Origin of the sequence: Spongiibacter sp. UBA1325 (genome assembly GCF_002306875.1) — a bacterium.
Lineage (GTDB): Bacteria > Pseudomonadota > Gammaproteobacteria > Pseudomonadales > Spongiibacteraceae > Spongiibacter > Spongiibacter marinus.
Genome location: NZ_DBTD01000009.1, coordinates 554,481 through 572,383, shown reverse-complemented (window position 1 = coordinate 572,383; position 17,903 = coordinate 554,481). Strand labels below are relative to the sequence as shown.

Sequence of the window (17,903 nt, the reverse complement as noted above, 5' to 3'; positions counted from 1 at the left end):
GGTTGAAACCGCTCCTACGGGTCGGGCACCCCCCCTCCCCCTCAGCGCTGCCGAGCACGGCGGGAGGTGTGCGGGAATTGCGCGAGGACTGTTTGAGCGCAGCGAGTTCCGCAGCGCCCGCACAGCTCGCGTCGCGCGCAGGGGATCGGCGGCGACAGCCGACGACAGTGCTGCGGGGTGCGCTTTTTGTTGCCTACTTATTTTTTCGCACAAAAAATAAGTAGGTCGCCCAGCAAGGGCGAAAACATCGCTACCAGCACCTACGATAATGAGCACTTCGCCGTGCCATCAGGCAACGTCATCGCGGTTAACGGCGTGCCCCGCGACCGCAAGGAATGCTTTGGGTAAACCGCTCATACGGGTCGGGCAACACCCTCCCCCTCAGCGCTGCCGAGCACGGCGGGAGCTGTGCGGGAATTGCGCGAGGACTGTTTGAGCGAAGCGAGTTCCGCAGCGCCCGCACAGCTCGCGTCGCGCGCAGGGGATCGGCGGCGATAGCCGACGACATTGATGCGGGGTGCCTTTTCTCTTTCCCCCCTTTCTCTTTGGGCAAGCAAAGAGAAAGGGGGTCGCCCAGCAGGGCGAAACCAATGCCATCAGTAAATGATGCAAATTAGATAAGGTGGATATACGGAGGCCTGCGGCGTATTCGAAGTCCGAATAGCGGTTGAAACCGCCCCTACAACCAACCTGCTCCAAAGCTGGGTCAGTCGCGGTCAGGCCCGCTCCCACGGGTCAGGCAACATGCCCGCGCTGCCGAACACGGCGGGGTCTGTGCGGGAATAAGCCTTTCGGGCCATCCGGAAGGGGCCACGTAACCCAATCGCGGTCAGCGGTGGAATTGCGCGAACGCTATTAGCGCCCGCTGGTATAGCGCTCGGCTTCTTCCGCCAGTTCTGCTTCAACCTCCAGCAGACGTACTTCTTTGAATAGGTGATGGGCAGGGGTGTGCTCGGTGAGCGCATCGGCGGCAAGCAGGATGGCGGCGGCGGTCCAGGTGGGGCGCTCATCGGGCCACAGCAGGTCTTCGACCATTTGGTAGCCGGTCCAGTATTCGCCGTTGCCGTCACGCCATTGGTGCAGCCAGCTGTAAACGTTAACTGCGCGCGCGTGATCACCCGCAGCGAGCAAGGCCATGGTCAGCTCGCAGGATTCCGCAACGGTAACCCAGGGCTCGTCGGACACGCAACGGCAACCGAGGCCGTCTTCAACGAATTCGCCCCAGCGCTTTTGCAGGTGGGCGCTGCCTTTGGCGGGCGGCACTACGCCGGTGAGTACCGGGTAGAACCAGTCCATGGAGTAGCGGGCTTTGCTTTCCCAGGTGCGGTCAAAGCGCTCGGGCTTGTTGCGCATGGCGTCGCCGAGGGCGGCGCGGGCGGCGCGCCATTCATCGCGGGGCTCGCCGAGTACAACCGAGATATTCCAGGCGCACTCCAGGCTTTTGTAGATGGAGGCGCAGCCGGTGACCAGCGCGTCTTCCATCGACTGGCCATCGGCATCGACCGCCCAGTTAATGTCGCCGTGGGGGCTTTGCTGGCCCACCACAAAATTGATGGCGCGCTGCACGCAGGGCCACATGGCTTGCAGGAACTCGCGGCGCTGGCTAATAAGGTAGTGGTGCCAAACGCCAGTGGCAATATAGGCAACGAAGTTGGTTTCGCGGCGTTCGCGGTTGTCCACTTCGCCGTTGCGATAGGCGGCCCACCAGCTGCCGTCGGCAAGTTGGCTGTCGCGCAGCCAGAAGTAGGCGCGCTCGGCGGCGGCGTATTCGCCGCCAATACTCAGCCCCATTGCGGACTCGACGTGGTCCCAGGGGTCGGCGTGACCGCCCTCAAACCAGGGGATGCTGCCGTCGGCCTGTTGCTCGCGCTTCAGGAACTCAATGGTGGCGCGGAAGAAGTCTTCCGGGTACAACCCCTTGCTGAGAAACAGTCCGCTCATGCTGCCTGTCCTTTTTCAAAATACATGACCACTGATTTGCCCATTACCGGGTTGAGGCCACGCTCGACGGTGCGGGTGATCCACGGCCGATCCATCAGATCCCAGACCAGCAGTTTGTGGTAGCTCTTTACCAGCGGGTTGTTGTCCTGCTCCCAGAAGGCGCATTTCAGCCACCAATAGGGGGAATGCAAGGCGTGTGCCCAGTGCCGACGGTAGAAGCGGAAGCCCAGGCCTTGGATCTGCTTGCGCAGCTCGCTGGCTTTGAAAATACGCAGGTGACCGCCTTCCACTTGGTGGTAGGCATCGCTCAATGCCCAGCAGATTTTTTCTGGCCAGGCGCGCGGCACGCTGGCGCAAAACAGGCCGCCAGGTTTAAGGATGCGCTCGATCTCTTTGAGCACAGCCTGATAGTCGGGGATGTGCTCCAATACTTCTGAGCAGATGATTTTGTCGAAGCTGTTGTCGGCAAAAGGCAGGCTCATGGCATCGGCATTGGCGAGGCCAAAGGCGCGTTTGTCATCGCTGCCGTCAACAAAATCAGCGGCGCGCTGCTGGGCGGTTTGCAGGTCTTTCAGGCACAGGTCGACGCCTACCGCCGTGACTTCACCTTCCACATAAGCAGAGATAACGTGGCGGCCTTCGCCGCAACCCAGGTCCAGCAGGCGGTCGCCGGGCTGGAGTGCAAAGTGTTTAAAATCAACCGTTTTCACTGCGTAATACCTGTTCGTAATAGTCCAGCATCTGCTGGGCGGCGCGGCTCCAGCAGAACAATTCTTCCATGCGCTCGCGGCCAGCCACTTCCAGAGCGCGCCGTTGCTCGGCGTTGCTCAGCAGCGTATCGATGCCATCGGCCAGGGCCTGGGCATCGCGCACCGGCACTTGCAGGGCCGCGTCGCCGGTGACTTCTGGCAGCGCTCCGCCAGTAGTGGACACCAGCGCTGTACCGCAGGCCATGGCTTCGCCCGCGGGCAGGCCAAAGCCTTCGTAAACCGAGGGCACGACGGCGACTTCGGCTTCATTGTAATAGCGCACCAATTGCTCGGTGCTGATGCCCGAGGCGGTGGCAATGTGATTGTGCAGGCCAAGCTTTTCGATCAGCGCTTCGGCCTCGCCACCCTCGCGAATTTTGCCCACCATTAACAGCTGCAGGTCGGGGTAGCGCGGCAGCAGTTTTGCCACGGCCTCAAACAGGTAGCTCATGCCCTTCAATGGCGCATCGGCCGACACGGTTGCCATTAAGCGGCGCGGTATTTTTTTCACGCTGGGCAGCGGGCGGAACTCGTCGGTGTCGATACCACAGTGCACCAACTGGATCGCGGCGGGCTGCATACCAAAGGCGGCGGCGATGTCTTCGCGGGAGCGCTCAGAAACGGTGACCACGTGGTGCAACTGCGGCGCAACCTGGCGCTGCATTTGGATGAAACTGTGCCAGCGCCGTATCAGCACACGGTCAACCAGCGAGTTGGCAGCCTTCAGGGCGATATCCAGGTCGCTGGTAATGGGGTGATGAATGGTCGTAACCAGCGGAAAGCCGAGTTTTTGCAGTTTGAGCATGCCAAAGCTGAGGCTTTGGTTGTCGTGAATAATGTCGTAGTGGCGACCGTGTCGCTTGAGGTACTTCACCACGCGGCGGCCAAAGCAGTAGGGCTCGGCAAAACCGCCGGTCAGCTTGCTGCTCCACTCGATGATATTGGTGAGCGAGCTAAGGTGATGGGGGCGCAGCGAACCGAGGCCGGTTTCAAACAGGTTCATGCCCGGCATTTTGATCAGCTTCACCCGCGGGTCGAGATGGGGATAGGGCTGCCCCGAGATCACATCGACCTCGTGACCGGCATCCACCAGAGCCTTGCTGAGGTACTTGAGGTAAATACCCTGACCGCCACCAAAGGGCGCACTGCGATAACCGAGCAGACAGATATGAAGGCGACGCTGCGGACGCGCCTCTTCAATGGGAATAACTTGGGCCGACCCGGTCGCCGCGGTGGCGGACTGGGCAAGCGCGGTTGGGTCTGATGACATAGCCGTTATCGCTGTTTGTTAGGATTGTTTCTGACGTGCCCGGCCTCTTATCGCCGCGACCGCCATTCACACTGGCGGCTCGCGTGCGGGCCTTGGGCCGCCGCAGCTATTGCGGGGCATGACGCCTCGTAAGTGAACGGATTCTAACCATCGCTTGTGGATAAATCCACCGACGGCCCGTCTCGCGGCCCACTAGAGGGATTACCAGTTTGTCATGTTACACTGCCAGGCCCCGCAAAAATGCCAGGAAAACCATAAAGATGCGTGCCATTTACAGCGCTTTTATCGCCTGCGCCCTGACCGCCGCTTGCAGCAGCCAGCCCAGCCCGCCGCAGGACAGGGGATTATTCACGCCGCTGAATCGCGGTGGCGACCTGAAGCTGTTTGAATACCAGCTGCGAATCGCCCTCCCGCCGGTGAAACCGATTCGCCACACGGTGGACCCGAATCGCCCACAAAAACGCCCACCCAGTGACGACGAGCTGCTGAAACAGGCGCAGCGCATGCTGCGCAACGACAGCCGCCTGCAGGCCTATTGCCCCTACGGCTATATCACGCTGGAACAATATGCCGTGCTCAATGCATTGAAGATTCGCGGGGAATGCCGCTATCAGGCGCCGCAGGAGGAAAGCTAATAAGGGGAGAAGCAATGCGTGAGCCGACCGGGCAGCTCACGCACAGGGGCTTAAGCGACGGGGCTTAACCACTCAGGGAATTGCTCGCGACGACCTTTGACCTGGTCAAAGTAGCGGCTTTGCAGCTCGGTGGTGATCGGGCCGCGTACACCACTGCCGATTTGACGCCCATCTAGCTCGCGAATAGGCAGAACTTCCGCTGCGGTACCGGTGAAGAAGGCTTCGTCGGCAACATACACTTCATCGCGTGTGATGCGCTTTTCTTCCACTTCCAGACCCAGCTCTTTGCAGAAGGCAAAGATGGTGTTGCGGGTGATGCCGTCCAAGCAGCTGGTCAGCTCGGGCGTGTAGAGTTTGCCATCGCGAACGATGAAAATGTTCTCACCACTGCCTTCGGCCACGTAGCCTTCGTTGTCCAGCAACAAGGCCTCTTCACAACCGCTGTCCAGCGCTTCGCGCAGCGCCAGCATCGAGTTGATGTAGTGGCCATTGGCCTTCGCCTTACACATGGAAATATTGACGTGGTGGCGGGTGTAAGAGCTGCAACGCACCTTAATACCCTTGTCACGCGCTTCCGGGCTCATGTAGCTGGGCCAATCCCAGGCCGCAACAATAACGTGAGTGCGCAGATTGTCAGCGCGCAGTCCCATGCCTTCCGAGCCGAGGAATACCATCGGGCGCAGATAGGCTTCGTCGAGATTGTTTTCGCGGACCACTTGGCGCTGCGCTTCGTTGATCACGTCTTTGTCGAAGGGCATGCTCATATTCATGATATGGGCTGAGCGGAACAGGCGGTCGGTGTGCTCGTTCAAGCGGAAGATGCAGGTTCCACGATCGCCAGCGTGATAGGCGCGCACGCCTTCAAATACGCCCATGCCATAGTGCAGCGTGTGGGTGAGTACGTGTACACGGGCATCGCGCCAGGGCACCATTTCACCGTCGAACCAGATTAGACCATCGCGATCGGCCATGGACATTGTCGTTTACTCCTGAAAATTACTGTTATGCGGTTATTGCTCGTCGAATATCTGTTGCCAGATTCGACGCACGGCGCCGCGTTCCTCTGCGAGGGCCTCACCACTGAGTTGTCCCTTTTGTTCCTGCAAGCTGGCCCGGTGCGACTGGCTGCGAAACGCGATATAGGCCTCGATCAAGGCCCGGGCATCAGCCTCGGGAATCAAACCTTCTTGTTGAAGGGACTCCAGGATCCGAATATTGTCGGTGTGGTAGTGCAGTGGCGGGTGCTGATGCGACCAAGCTAAAACGGCATATTGCACCATAAATTCTATATCAACGATACCTCCAAGGCCTTGTTTGATATCAAATTCGTGGTTTTTTTCACCGCCTGACGGCAACAAGTGCTGGCGCATCTTGTCGCGCATACTCAGTACGTCTTCGCGCAGCTTGGCAAGATCGCGCTCGCTGCCCAACACATCGGCGCGCAGCTCGGTAAATTTTTCGGCCAGTACCGGGTCACCGGCCACCACCCTCGCCCGCACCAGTGCCTGGTGCTCCCAGGTCCAGGCCTGACCGCGCTGGTAGTCGCGAAAGGCCGAGAAGGAGCTTACCAACAGCCCCGAGTTACCCGACGGCCGTAGGCGCATATCCACTTCGTAGAGCTGACCAAGACGGGTTTGCGCGGTAAGAATATGGATGATGCGCTGCCCCAGACGGGTATAGAACATGGTGCCATCCAGCGGGCGCTCGCCATCGCTAATCACGCCGGCGGGCACGTCGTGCACGAATACCAAATCCAGGTCTGAGCCATAGCCCAACTCGATACCGCCCATCTTGCCGTAGGCAAGAATCACAAAGTGGCGGCGCGGGTCATCGCCGCAGGGAGTGCCGTGCTTCTCCACCAGATTCTGCCAGGCGATATCCACGACAAATTCCATTACCGTTTCGGCGATAAACGTCAGGTAGTCACTGACCTTCATCAGCGGCAGGCTGCCGGTAATTTCCGAGGCCGCCACCCTGAGAACATGGGCCAGGCGGAAGTAGCGCAGCGCTTCCATTTGCGCTTCCAGGTCGTCCTCGGGAATGCGCAGCAGGCGCTGGCGCAACTCGCTGCGCAGACCGTCTTTGTCGGGCACTGAGTAGAGGCTGCTGGCGTCGAGTAATTCATCCAGCAACACCGGGTGCGCCGCCAACTGCCGCGACACCCAGGGGCTGGCATCGCACAACCTGACCAAGCGCCCCAGCGCGGCGGGGTTTTCCATTAACAACACCAGATACGCGGTGCGGCGCAGCACGGCTTCGATCAACGGGATCAACCGCAGGAAGGCGCGACCGCTGTCTTCCGCCTCCTGAACCTGCTCCAGCAACAGCGGCAGGAAATCGTCCAGGCGCTCCCGCGCACTGCCCTGCATGCGCTGCACACCCGCGCCGGTTAACAGCGCCAGCAAGCGCCGGGCGACTTCGGCGGCATCGTTGTAGCCCGCCGCTTGCAACTCTTCGGTCAGTGAGTCGGCGTCGGGGTCGTTCAGCAGCACTTCCCAGCGCTGAATCGCTGCGCGATCGGTGCTGCCCTCCTCCTCTGGCGCGGCAATAATATTGGCAAAGTGCTCATCGACACGCTGGCGGTGTTCGGCCAGTGCCGCCGTGAAGGCCTCCCAGCTGTCAAAGCCCATACTCAGCGCCAACGCCGCCTGAGGCGCCGGTGCATCGGGCAGCTGCTGAGTTTGCTCGTCGCGCCAGGCCTGTATCGCATGCTCGGCGTTGCGCAGGAAGACATTGGCCGCCTGCAGCTCGTCCACCACCGGGGCGGGCAACAGCTCCATGTCGCGCAGCTCATCGAGAATAATCCGCAGTGGACGCTGCTGCAGGCTGATTTCCTGACCGCCGCGAATCAACTGGAAACACTGGGCGATAAATTCAATTTCACGGATACCGCCCGCGCCGAGTTTGATGTTGTTGTGCAGGCTGCGACGCGCGACCTCGCGCTGGATCATCGCCTTCATATCGCGCAGCGACTCGATGGCGGAAAAGTCCAGATAGCGGCGGTAGGTAAACGGCCGCAGGCTGGCCATCAGGCGTTGATTTGCCGCTTCGTCACCGGCGATGCAGCGCGCCTTGATCAGCGCGTAGCGCTCCCAGTCCCGCCCCTGGTCTTGGTAGTACTCTTCCATGGCGTCGAAGCTGACCACCAGCGGCCCGCTCTGGCCATAGGGTCGCAGCCGCATATCCACGCGAAACACAAAGCCGTCGGCGGTGCGCGCATCCAAGGCCTTGATCAAACGCTGCCCAAGGCGAATAAAGAATTCCTGATTGTCGACGCTGCGCGGGCCACCCGCTGTGCTGCCCGCTTCGGGATAGCTGAAGATCAGGTCGATGTCTGACGAAAGGTTCAGTTCACCCGCGCCCAGCTTGCCCATGGCAATAACACTGAGCTGCTGTGGGCGGCCGTCGACAGACTGCGGCTCACCCCATTCGCAGCACAACTCGCGGTGCAAAAAAGCCAGCGCTTGCTGCACGCATACATCGGCCAGAGCCGAGAGTTCAGCAGTGGTGGCGACCATATCGCAAAGGCGGTTCAGGTCGCGCCACACCAGTCTTAACCAGTGGCGGTAGCGAAACTGACGCAGGGTTTTGGCCAGCTCGTCGGCATTGCTGCAGGCGTCGCACTCGGCCGCCAGTTGCTCAGTTAACTCACCGGCGGACAGCGGTGCATCCAATAGACCCTGCTGTTGCAGGTCGATCAGCGCCTGTGGAAAACGCTGGCAATAGTCGAGAAAAATCGGGCTGGCCGCGATCGCCAGCAGCAGTTTGGGGCGCGCCTCCGACTGGGCAAATTCCTGATACCACTCGGCCTGCGGCTCGCTGCAGCGCTGAAGAAAACTCTGCCAGCGGGCATCTAAACCCTCGGCAAGTAGCGCAGGTAACTCATCGGTTTGCACGTTTAATGCTGTGCTCATACATCATCCCCATCAGGCGGGCGGTTATGGATTCGGTACACGCCCTAATGCGACTGCACCGGCGGCGCCACGCGCATAATTTCTGCAATGGTGGTCTCGCCAGCGGCCACCTTTCTCGCGCCACTGAGGCGCAGTGTTTTCATACCTTTTTTCATCGCCAACAGGCGCATCTGGTCCAGCGCCACATCGTCTTGAATCGCCGCCTGCAGCTCGCCTTCGAGGGTGAGAATTTCATAAATGCCCTGACGGCCGTAGTAGCCGGTGTTGCGACACTCCAGGCAGCCAGTGGCGGCAAAGTAGCGCGCAGGCGGTGACAATTTCCAGGGCGCGGCCAAGGCGGCCCATTCACTGCCGGCAGGGTCGGCTTCACTGCTGTCGACGGCGGTTTTGCAGTGCGGGCACAATGTGCGCACCAAACGCTGCGCCATCACCCCGAGCACGGTGGCGCGAATCAGGTAGGCGGGCACGCCCAGCTCCAACAAGCGGGTAACCGCAGAGGGCGCGTCGTTGGTATGCAGGGTAGAGATCACCAAATGACCGGTAAGCGCCGCTTGAATGGCCATTTCGGCGGTTTCCAGGTCGCGGATCTCGCCGATCATAATAATGTCCGGGTCCTGGCGCAGCAGCGCGCGCACGCCCCCGGCAAAGTCCAGGCCGATATTGTGCTGCACCTGCATCTGATTAAAGGCCTCTTCGACCATCTCAATGGGGTCTTCAATGGTGCAAACATTCACCTCGGGGCTGGCGATCTTGCGCAAGCTGGAGTAGAGCGTGGTGGTTTTACCCGAGCCGGTGGGGCCGGTGACCAACACTATGCCGTGGGGCGCGCCGATCATCGACTGCCAGCGCTGCAGGTCGTCGCCGCGCAGGCCGAGTTCGTCAAAGCTGCGCAGCAAGACCTCGGGGTCGAAGATACGCATGACCATCTTCTCGCCGAAAGCGGTCGGCAGGGTGGACAGCCGCAGTTCTATTTCCTGCCCGGCGGGGTTTTTGGTTTTCAGGCGGCCATCCTGAGGGCGGCGTTTTTCTGCCACATCCATACGGCCGAGAATCTTAAGGCGGCTGACCACCGCCGTGAGCACGGTTGCCGGCAACTGGTATACCGTGCACAACACGCCGTCGATGCGAAAGCGCACATTGCCCTGGTCGCGGCGGGGCTCGATATGAATATCACTGGCGCGCTGGTCGTAGGCGTATTGCAGCAGCCAATCGACAATATTCACCACGTGGCTGTCGTTGGCATCCAGGTCTTTTTGTTTGCTGATTTCGAGCAGCTGTTCCAGGTTGGTCGTGCTGCTGCGCTCCCCGGTGCTGGCGCCGCGCACCGAGCGCGCCAAGCTGTAGAACTCCACGGTATAGCGGTCGATGGCATCGGCGTCGGCGATCACCCGGCGAATAGGGCGATTCAATACCTGCTGCAAATCACTCACCCAGCCATCAACGAAGGGTTCGGCGCAGGCGATCACCACCTCGGCCGGCGTGGACGCCACCGCCAGAATGCGATGGCGCTGAGCAAAGGCAAAGGACATAACCTCGGTGACCGAGGGCACATCAATTTTTAAAGGATCAATGCGCTGAAAGCCCAGCCCGCAGCGATCGCTCAGCCACTGCAATAGAGTGTCTATACTGAGGATCGCCCCGCTGCGCCGCGCATCGGCAAGTTGCTGGCTGGCCAGGTAATTGAGCGGGTGCTGGAGGCGCTCGCCTTTGCGCGGTGGATTAACACCGGCGCGCTTGGCAGCAACTGGCTCAAGCAGGCCGTCGTCAACCAGCTGCCGGAGTAGCACTGCGGTATCGAGGGGGCCCTGTGTTTTCAGCGAGTTGGGCATTGAAGCTCCGAATTGTCATATTTTGTATTTATAGTACGGCAAGCCGCTCAGCCAGCGAGAGGCGACCGTGCAAAAAACTGGAGGGGGCGACACTGCGTCCGTATAATCGCCGCCACTCAACTACTCATGTGCGCAAAGGAGCCTTAACGTGCCCTTAAATAAGCTAAACAACCTGTTTGGTAAGTCACCCTTTGAACCCATACAGGAGCATATTAAGAAAGCCGAGGCCTGTGCGATAGCCTTGCAGCCATTTATTAATGCGGTTATCGACAAAGACTGGCAAGGCGCCGAAACCGCTCAGCAGCAAATTGTTAAGCTGGAGCACGAGGCAGACCTGATCAAGAAGCAAATCCGCCTCAACCTCCCCAGTAATCTTTTCCTCCCCGTTCCCCGCTCCGACCTTCTCGAATTAATCAGCATGCAAGACCGCATTGCCAACTGCGCCAAAGATATCGCAGGCCTGATGCTCGGTCGCCGCATGGAGATTCCGGCATCACTTGTCGACGATATGCGCGGCTACGTCGACCTGGCTATTGCCACATCGTCGCAGGCCAAGAAGGCCATCGAAGAGCTGGACGAACTGCTGGAAACGGGCTTTCGCGGCCACGAAGTAAAGCTGGTTGAGAAAATGATCGAAGAGCTCGATCGCCTCGAGTATGAAGCCGACCAATTGCAGGTAACGATTCGCGCCGAACTTTACGGCATTGAGCGCGACCTGCCGCCGGTGGACGCCATGTTCCTCTACAAAATTATTGAGTTGATCGGCGAGCTGTCGGACAAGTCACAAAAAGTCGGCTCACGCCTGCAAATTATTATTGCCCGCTAAGCAAGGGTTTCACACGTATTTAAGGAAGACTCATGTCTATCATTGCTGAACACGGGCAACTGCTGCTGATTCTCGCCTGCCTCTTTGGATTTTTCATGGCCTGGGGCGTTGGTGCCAACGACGTGGCCAACGCGATGGGTACCTCGGTTGGCGCCAAGGCGCTGACCATTAAACAGGCGATTCTTATCGCCATGCTGTTTGAATTCTGCGGTGCCTACCTGGCCGGTGGCGAAGTCACCCAGACTATACGCAAGGGCATACTCGACCCCGCCTATGTCGCCGACAGTCCCGAGTTACTCGTCTACGGCATGTTATCGGCGCTACTTGCCGCTGGCACCTGGCTGCTGGTTGCCAGCTTGATGGGCTGGCCGGTTTCCACCACCCACTCCATTGTTGGCGCACTGGTCGGTTTTGCCGCCGTGGGTATTGATGTCGACGCCGTCGCCTGGGGCAAGGTCGGGCAAATTGTCGCCAGCTGGGTGGTCTCTCCGGTGCTCGCGGGGACGATTTCCTTCGGGCTGTTTATCAGCGCGCAAAGCCTGATCTTGCGCGCCGAAAAGCCGTTCGAGGCTGCGAAACGCTACATCCCTTATTACCTGTTCTTGGTCGGCTTCATGATCTCCATGGTCACCATGGTGAAAGGCCTCAAGCATATTGGCTTGGGCCTGACCTTTGGCCAAAGCCTGATGTACGCCGCCGTAGCGGGCCTGATCATTACCTTTATCGGCAACCTGTTCCTGCGCCGCATTAAGGACGAGCCCGACCCGACTGGCCATTCGCGCTTTGCCAGCGTCGAGCGCGTCTTTGCGGTACTCATGGTATTCACTGCCTGCGCCATGGCCTTCGCCCACGGCTCCAACGATGTGGCCAACGCCATCGGGCCGGTCGCAGCGGTGGTTAGCGTTATTCAGTCCGGCGGCGAAATCGCCGCAAAAGCAGCCCTGCCCTGGTGGGTATTGCTGCTGGGTGCTGGCGGTATTGTGTTCGGTCTGGCGACCTACGGCTTCAAGGTTATCGCCACCGTCGGTACCAAGATCACCGAGCTGACCCCGAGCCGCGGCTTTGCGGCCGAGCTGGGTGCAGCCTCAACCGTTGTGCTGGCATCGGCCACCGGCCTGCCCATCTCAACCACTCACACACTGGTGGGTGCCGTGTTGGGCGTAGGCTTGGCACGCGGTATTGCGGCGCTGAATCTGCGCGTGATCCGCAACATCTTTATGTCGTGGATCGTGACCCTGCCCGCGGGTGCCGGCCTGGCCATTATTTTCTTCTTCATTTTCAAAGCCACGCTGGGTTAAGCCAGCGCTTCGCCGCCACTGCCGAGGCCATAGCGCTGGGCAGTGGTGGCTGGACCGATTCCCCCCTCACACCCTATTCGCTGCCCGTTTTCCTGCCTACAATGGTGGCTTTACTGCCGTTGAGTGCAAGCCACACCATGAAACACCCGCCATTGGTAAATATGCTTCGCGAGCTGATCGCGCTGCCGTCGATCAGCGCCACAAGCGAGAAGTGGGATATGGGCAACCAAGCTGTGATCGAGCAGCTGGCCAACTGGTTGCGCCCCCTCGGTTTCGAGGTGCGCGTTATGCCGCTGGCCACACCGGGCAAAGCCAATCTGATCGCCAGCTACGGCAGCGGCAGTGGCGGTTTAGTGCTGGCCGGGCACAGTGACACCGTGCCCTATGACGATGCGCGCTGGCAGTCCGACCCGTTTGCACTGAGCGATCGCGACAACCGTTTTTACGGTTTGGGCACCGCCGATATGAAGGGCTTCTTTGCCCTGGTGATTGAGGCCGTGAGTAGCTTGCTGAGCCACGACTTCAAAGCGCCGCTGATTATTCTGGCAACCGCCGATGAGGAAAGCAGCATGGACGGTGCCCGCGCGCTGGTGCAGAGCGATATCTCGGGGGCGCGCTACGCGGTAGTGGGCGAGCCTACCGGGCTAAAACCGATACGCGCGCACAAAGGCATATTAATGGAAGGCATTACCATTACCGGGCGCAGCGGCCATAGCTCGAACCCGCTATTGGGCAACAGCGCCCTGGAGGCCATGCACGAAGTGATTGGCGAACTGCTAAACCTGCGCGGCGAGTTGCAAGAGAAATACCACCACCCCGGCTTCGCGGTACCCACACCCACCATGAACCTGGGCTGCATTCACGGCGGCGACAACCCCAACCGTATTTGCGGGCAATGCGAGCTGCATTTTGATATTCGCGCGATTCCCGGCATGGATACCGACGAGGTGCGCCAACGCATTCAGCAACACCTCAGCCCCATTGCAGAGCGCCGCAAAATCAATATTGGTTTACGCTCACTGATCGGCGGGGTAGACGCCTTTGAACAGCCGGCGGACTCGGAGCTGGTAAAGGTCGCGGAACAGCTCACGGGGCAGAGCGCCGATGTGGTCAACTTCGCAACTGAAGCGCCATTCTTCCAGCAGCTGGGTTTGCAAACCATCGTCATGGGGCCCGGCTCAATCGACCAGGCCCACCAGCCCGACGAATTTATTGCTCATGACCAAATACCGCCCACTGTGGCGTTAATTCAGAACTTGGTTACACGCTTTTGCCTTGCGCCGCCGGCCTCAACAGAGGGGCGCGTAACGCCCTCGGCAGAGTGATAGCAGGTCGTCGGCGGCCAACTCGATTTCTAATCCCCGACGCCCGGCACTGATGTATATGGACGGTAAATCTGCGGCAGACTCGTCGACAAAACTGCGCAGCGCTTTTTTCTGCCCCAGCGGGCTTACCCCACCGAGCACGTAACCGGAACTGCGCTCCACCGCTTTCGCCTCCGCCATCGCCGCCTTTTTGGCCCCGGCTGCCTTGGCCAGCTTTTTCATATTCAACATGGCGGCAACAGGCACCACGGCGACTACCAATTCGCCGGTGGCGAGCGCGGCCACCAGCGTTTTAAACACCCGCTCGGGCGGCAAGCCCAGCTTGTCCGCCGCTTCTAAGCCGTACGATGCGGCACTGGGGTCGTGTTGATATTCGTGAACGCAGTGGCGAATACCCGCCTTGCGTGCGAGTTCAATAGCCGGAGTCACGGGTAGGCCTCACAAACAAAAGCGTGAGTATAGCGCCGCACTCGGGCGGCCGGGTAGCGTCAGCCCGGCTTGCCCTGGCGCAGTCGCCGGCAGTACAGCAAGACACCGAGCGCAAAACTGGCGGCAATGCCCAAGGCGAAAAGCGCCGCCACCGCATCGCGTGTATCGCGCCCCAAACCGTCGAGAAAATGCCATTTATGTAGCCACGCAAAGCTCCAGCCTTCGGCCCGGTCGCTATCGCGAACATGGGCGGCCAACACGCCGCTGCGAGGCTCGACATAGTAGCGATCGCCATTTTGCAGATTCTCGAAAGCCACCACCGGCAGGCGCTTATTGATGAAGCCATACTCGCCTTCAAAGCGTGTAATCCACGCGGCCTCGCCCAATTCGGCATTGCCGGAATAATAGCTGGCAAGCTCTCGGGCATGCTGCGCCTCACCGCCGGCTAGCACCTGACTGCTGGCAGCATGCACATAGCTGAGTTCACCGGATTGCCATACACGAAAATAGGGCTGGCCCTGCACCGCCACCAATTCGGCCTGGCGGATGCCATCGCCCAGCAGGCCCCAGTCCAGCGACAATGCACTGGGTGAAAAGGCGGCGCTCGGCGTTGCGTGGCGCGGCGCCGGGTTGTGTTTTTGCAGCAGGTGCCATGCGCCACTGACGCTGAAGGTCACCGTTGTTAACGCCACCACGATGCCCAGGCGACGGTGCCAGGTTCGCGCCGCGCTGCCCTTGCGCCAACCGCGGCCGGACCTCGCCTGCATAACATATTGGCCAGCGCCCATTACACCGACGACAATGCCGCCGAACAGAAACACCAGCATCGCCCCGTGTCGCAGCTGTTCATTGGGGATAAACACCCAGTTGTGCAGATTGCGAAACAGCGCCGACCCCACCGCCTTATTGGCATCCACCATCGCGGCCAGACGCCCGCTGGCAGTGTCGACATACACCCGCAGTGCGTCATCGCGCGCAAAGGCAACGCGCTGCACCGGCAGCAAGCGATTGATAAACAGGTAGTCTTCACTGAACTGCCGCTGCTCCGTCAGCTGCGCCACCGGGCTGGCCTGGTCGCCGCTAAAGTGCCGTGCCAGCTGCGTTGCATAGGCCTGTTCGGCGTGCGGCAGCAGCGCCGCGCTGCGGGCGTCGAGCCACAAAACCTGCCCCGCAAGGGCCACGCGATACTGCGCGCCCTGACCCCAGTCAACCAGTCGCAGCGCCTTAACGGGCGCGGCAATATCGGCGCGCTGCAAGGCCTCGGCCGGACTCAGCAGTTCACTACCCGACATTGCATTCAGGGGGTAGCAATGTTGATCGGCCACCGGTTGCAGGCGAGAAATAATGGGGTGGGCGAGACCACTCAGCCCCCAGGCAATAATACCGGCGGAGACCAGCGCCCCCAGCCGCATGTGCCAGCGTAGCAGCAGGCCGACCAGCGCGGTGCGTGTCATCGCCATTACCAGTACACCTTCACACCGAGTATCGCTGTGCGGGGTCGGCCAGGTGTATAGCTCGGCCCCCACTTGCTGGTGGTTTCCGCGTAGCGACGGTCGTCGACGTTGAGCACGCGGCCATACACACTCAGGGTGTCACTGAGCGGGTATTCTGCGCGCAGATTTAACAGCGCGTGGCCCTTGTAGCGGTCGCGGTCATTGGCATTGCCGTCGTCCCCGTTGGCCTCATCCAGCCAGTGCGGCCCCTGATGGGACCACTCCACTTCCAGATAGCCGCCCTTGAGCGCCAGCGGGTGATAGTTGAGCCGGATATTGGCGAAGCTGCGCGGGGCATCGGGCATGTCGTTGCCGCTGAAGTCGCCACTGCGGTCGACCCAGTCGCGATATTCATGTTGGTTGCGGCTGTATGCCACGCTCACGTCCAGGCTGCTGCCCAGCCGCTGAGCCACACCCAGTTCAATACCGCGGTGGCGGGTTTCACCGGCGTTGGTATTGCGTCGCGCGCCCGTGCCGGTGTCTTGAATGCTGAGGATATCGTCTTCCTTGCGCATATCGTAAAGGCTGATTTCAAAGCTGCCGCGATGCCCCCACTCCCCTCGCAGCCCCACTTCAATACTGTCGGCTTTCACCGGCTCCAGAGCGGTTGAGTCCTGCGTACTGCCACTGCGAAAGAGCTGCCCGGCCGAGGGAATACGAAAGGCATGGCGGTAGGCCAGATAGGCGTTTAGGCGCTCGTTGATGTCGTAGATCAGCCCCAGTTTCGGGCTCAGGTTTTCAAAGTCGATGGCCTGGTCACGGGGGCGCAAATGAAGCGGCGTGTCCGGGCCGGATAAATGGTCGCGGTAGTCATAGCGAATAGCGTCGTAACGCAGCCCCGCCGTGGCGCGCAGGCGTGAAGAGAGCTGGTGCTCTATATGCACATAGGGCGATACCGAGGTGAAGTCGACCGTAAAATCATAGAGCCTGCCGGCGCGACGATAACTCTGCCAGTAATTACCGGGATCGTTGTCGCTGCGTTCGATATAGTCCTGGCGGGTGTCGCCGCGACTGACGTCGATATCCACCCCGGCAATGTAGAAACTGCTTTCGGCAAAGTCGCGCCGAAACTTGGCGAGCAGGCCGAGAGAATCGTGGCCACTCTGGTTGATATGCGCGTCCTGCGAATCCAGCGCCGCGGGGCAACTGGGGCACCACGGCGGTGGTGGCTGCACGCGGCCGGTGTTCAGCGTCCACGTCGCGATATATTCCAACTGGTTGCTGCGCAGGTAGGGTGTCAGGCTCAACAGCCCCTTATGCGTCGTTTTTTCAAAAGCGCTGGAGAGACGGAAGGCCTTTACGTCGCGAAAGCCGATGGTGTTTCCCGCCTGCTGCGGGTCGTTGCGAAAGTCATCGTAGCGCAGCCCCGAACCGCCGGTCGCCATATTGATCACACTGCCACTGGCCACGGTGTTCACCGTCCAACGCTCGCTGAGCTGACGATACCACGACGCCACCAACTCCTGGCGCTCGCTATCGGTGTTGTCGCGCCAGCCGCCGTTGTGGCTCAGCGAGGCGCTGAGGGTGTAGCTGTTCTCGTCGCCTACACTGGCCGTGCGCAACTGCGCGCGCAGCCAGTCGTGCTCGCCCGCCTCCACACTCACACTCGCCCGGTCTTGCGACGGCGGCTGCCCCACCAGGCTGTTGATGACGGCGCCTATTGCATCGGAGCCATAAAGCGCCGACCCCGGCCCCTTGATCACCTCCACACCGTTACCCAGTGCGGTGTTCACCTCATACAGGGCATTGTGATTGAAGAAGCCCGCGCTGCGAGTGGGCACGCCGTTCTCCAAATAGAGGTAAACCGGGCCGTAGGACACAGGCTGACGGATCGCCGCCGCAGCGCCCTCGCCACTGGAGCCCAGCTGAACAATATTGACACCCGGAATGCGGTTTAATAGCTCGGCCGAGTGGCCGGGGTTTACCGCTTCCAACTCGTCTTGACCAAGGACACCAACACTGGCGGCGACATCCTGCAGCTGACGCGCCTCGCGAGTGGCGGTAACCAATACGGTTTCGAGCTTGTTGTGCTCCGCCGCCGCCCATTGACTAGATAGCGCCACCAGCAGTGCCAGCAGGCCGGCAGGTAAACGAGATGACATAGTTCGCCCCAAGTGCGTAAAAAGGCGAACATTCTAGTTATCTACAGGGTTTGCCGAAATGCGACCAATTGTCGCAGGCCCGTCCCACCGGC

General features: G+C 60.4%; 13 protein-coding genes. 4 read left to right on the top strand and 9 right to left on the bottom strand.

Features of this window, described 5'->3' with window-relative positions:
• Window positions 1–855: 855 nt before the first annotated feature.
• The 3 genes from B3K78_RS11190 to B3K78_RS11180 are packed head-to-tail and all read right to left on the bottom strand — an operon-like array spanning window position 856 to window position 3,960.
• Window positions 856–1,941: a prenyltransferase/squalene oxidase repeat-containing protein gene (locus tag B3K78_RS11190; protein WP_286695521.1), complete on the bottom strand. Its 1,086-nt coding sequence runs from the start codon at window positions 1,939–1,941 to the stop codon at window positions 856–858.
• On the bottom strand, window positions 1,938–2,651 hold the full coding sequence (locus B3K78_RS11185) for a class I SAM-dependent methyltransferase (RefSeq protein WP_286695520.1): 714 nt from the start codon (window positions 2,649–2,651) through the stop codon (window positions 1,938–1,940). The genes B3K78_RS11190 and B3K78_RS11185 overlap by 4 nt, the downstream gene beginning before the upstream one ends.
• Window positions 2,638–3,960 (bottom strand): glycosyltransferase family 4 protein, encoded by a 1,323-nt coding sequence (locus B3K78_RS11180; RefSeq protein WP_286695519.1) that lies wholly within the window; start codon window positions 3,958–3,960, stop codon window positions 2,638–2,640. The genes B3K78_RS11185 and B3K78_RS11180 overlap by 14 nt, the downstream gene beginning before the upstream one ends.
• Window positions 3,961–4,220: 260 nt before the next feature.
• Here B3K78_RS11180 and B3K78_RS11175 point away from each other — a divergent pair, with 260 nt between their 5' ends.
• The gene (locus B3K78_RS11175) at window positions 4,221–4,595 is read left to right on the top strand and encodes a hypothetical protein (protein ID WP_286695518.1); all 375 of its coding nucleotides are present in this window, start codon (window positions 4,221–4,223) and stop codon (window positions 4,593–4,595) included.
• A gap of 50 nt (window positions 4,596–4,645) precedes the next feature.
• Here B3K78_RS11175 and B3K78_RS11170 read toward each other — a convergent pair whose 3' ends face one another.
• Genes B3K78_RS11170 through tfpB form a run of 3 tightly spaced genes read right to left on the bottom strand, consistent with a single transcriptional unit; the run spans window position 4,646 to window position 10,338 of the window.
• Window positions 4,646–5,572 carry a branched-chain amino acid transaminase gene (locus B3K78_RS11170; RefSeq protein ID WP_204997145.1) on the bottom strand — a complete coding sequence of 309 codons (927 nt, stop codon included), beginning with the start codon at window positions 5,570–5,572 and terminating at the stop codon, window positions 4,646–4,648.
• A gap of 33 nt (window positions 5,573–5,605) precedes the next feature.
• Entirely contained in the window at window positions 5,606–8,509 is a 2,904-nt protein-coding gene (glnE, locus tag B3K78_RS11165; protein WP_286695517.1) for a bifunctional [glutamate--ammonia ligase]-adenylyl-L-tyrosine phosphorylase/[glutamate--ammonia-ligase] adenylyltransferase, read from the bottom strand.
• Window positions 8,510–8,553: 44 nt separating this feature from the next.
• Entirely contained in the window at window positions 8,554–10,338 is a 1,785-nt protein-coding gene (gene tfpB, locus B3K78_RS11160; protein ID WP_286695516.1) for a type IV pilus assembly ATPase TfpB, read from the bottom strand.
• A gap of 148 nt (window positions 10,339–10,486) precedes the next feature.
• Here tfpB and B3K78_RS11155 point away from each other — a divergent pair, with 148 nt between their 5' ends.
• The 3 genes from B3K78_RS11155 to argE all read left to right on the top strand — a co-directional run bounded on the left by B3K78_RS11155 (window position 10,487) and on the right by argE (window position 13,787).
• The gene (locus tag B3K78_RS11155) at window positions 10,487–11,164 is read left to right on the top strand and encodes a TIGR00153 family protein (protein WP_286695515.1); all 678 of its coding nucleotides are present in this window, start codon (window positions 10,487–10,489) and stop codon (window positions 11,162–11,164) included.
• 32 nt (window positions 11,165–11,196) lie between these two features.
• Window positions 11,197–12,462 carry an inorganic phosphate transporter gene (locus B3K78_RS11150; protein ID WP_204997141.1) on the top strand — a complete coding sequence of 422 codons (1,266 nt, stop codon included), beginning with the start codon at window positions 11,197–11,199 and terminating at the stop codon, window positions 12,460–12,462.
• Between the two features lie 137 nt (window positions 12,463–12,599).
• Entirely contained in the window at window positions 12,600–13,787 is a 1,188-nt protein-coding gene (gene argE, locus B3K78_RS11145; RefSeq protein WP_286695514.1) for an acetylornithine deacetylase, read from the top strand.
• Here argE and ybaK read toward each other — a convergent pair.
• The 3 genes from ybaK to B3K78_RS11130 are packed head-to-tail and all read right to left on the bottom strand — an operon-like array spanning window position 13,752 to window position 17,811.
• Complete coding sequence (gene ybaK / locus B3K78_RS11140) at window positions 13,752–14,216, bottom strand: Cys-tRNA(Pro) deacylase (RefSeq protein WP_286695513.1); 465 nt, start codon at window positions 14,214–14,216, stop codon at window positions 13,752–13,754. The two genes, argE and ybaK, sit on opposite strands and share 36 nt — an antisense overlap.
• A gap of 59 nt (window positions 14,217–14,275) precedes the next feature.
• Window positions 14,276–15,676 carry a PepSY-associated TM helix domain-containing protein gene (locus B3K78_RS11135; protein ID WP_286695512.1) on the bottom strand — a complete coding sequence of 467 codons (1,401 nt, stop codon included), beginning with the start codon at window positions 15,674–15,676 and terminating at the stop codon, window positions 14,276–14,278.
• On the bottom strand, window positions 15,676–17,811 hold the full coding sequence (locus tag B3K78_RS11130; RefSeq protein WP_286695511.1) for a TonB-dependent receptor: 2,136 nt from the start codon (window positions 17,809–17,811) through the stop codon (window positions 15,676–15,678). The genes B3K78_RS11135 and B3K78_RS11130 overlap by 1 nt, the downstream gene beginning before the upstream one ends.
• Window positions 17,812–17,903 lie beyond the last annotated feature (92 nt).

Excerpts from the sequence above, each read along its gene's own strand:
- B3K78_RS11190 (WP_286695521.1), bottom strand. The coding sequence starts at position 1,941 with ATGAGCGGACTGTTTCTCAGCAAGGGGTTGTACCCGGAAGACTTCTTC.
- B3K78_RS11180 (WP_286695519.1), bottom strand. The coding sequence starts at position 3,960 with ATGTCATCAGACCCAACCGCGCTTGCCCAGTCCGCCACCGCGGCGACC.
- B3K78_RS11175 (WP_286695518.1), top strand. The coding sequence starts at position 4,221 with ATGCGTGCCATTTACAGCGCTTTTATCGCCTGCGCCCTGACCGCCGCT.
- B3K78_RS11170 (WP_204997145.1), bottom strand. The coding sequence starts at position 5,572 with ATGTCCATGGCCGATCGCGATGGTCTAATCTGGTTCGACGGTGAAATG.
- glnE (WP_286695517.1), bottom strand. The coding sequence starts at position 8,509 with ATGAGCACAGCATTAAACGTGCAAACCGATGAGTTACCTGCGCTACTT.
- tfpB (WP_286695516.1), bottom strand. The coding sequence starts at position 10,338 with ATGCCCAACTCGCTGAAAACACAGGGCCCCCTCGATACCGCAGTGCTA.
- B3K78_RS11150 (WP_204997141.1), top strand. The coding sequence starts at position 11,197 with ATGTCTATCATTGCTGAACACGGGCAACTGCTGCTGATTCTCGCCTGC.
- argE (WP_286695514.1), top strand. The coding sequence starts at position 12,600 with ATGAAACACCCGCCATTGGTAAATATGCTTCGCGAGCTGATCGCGCTG.
- B3K78_RS11135 (WP_286695512.1), bottom strand. The coding sequence starts at position 15,676 with ATGGCGATGACACGCACCGCGCTGGTCGGCCTGCTGCTACGCTGGCAC.
- B3K78_RS11130 (WP_286695511.1), bottom strand. The coding sequence starts at position 17,811 with ATGTCATCTCGTTTACCTGCCGGCCTGCTGGCACTGCTGGTGGCGCTA.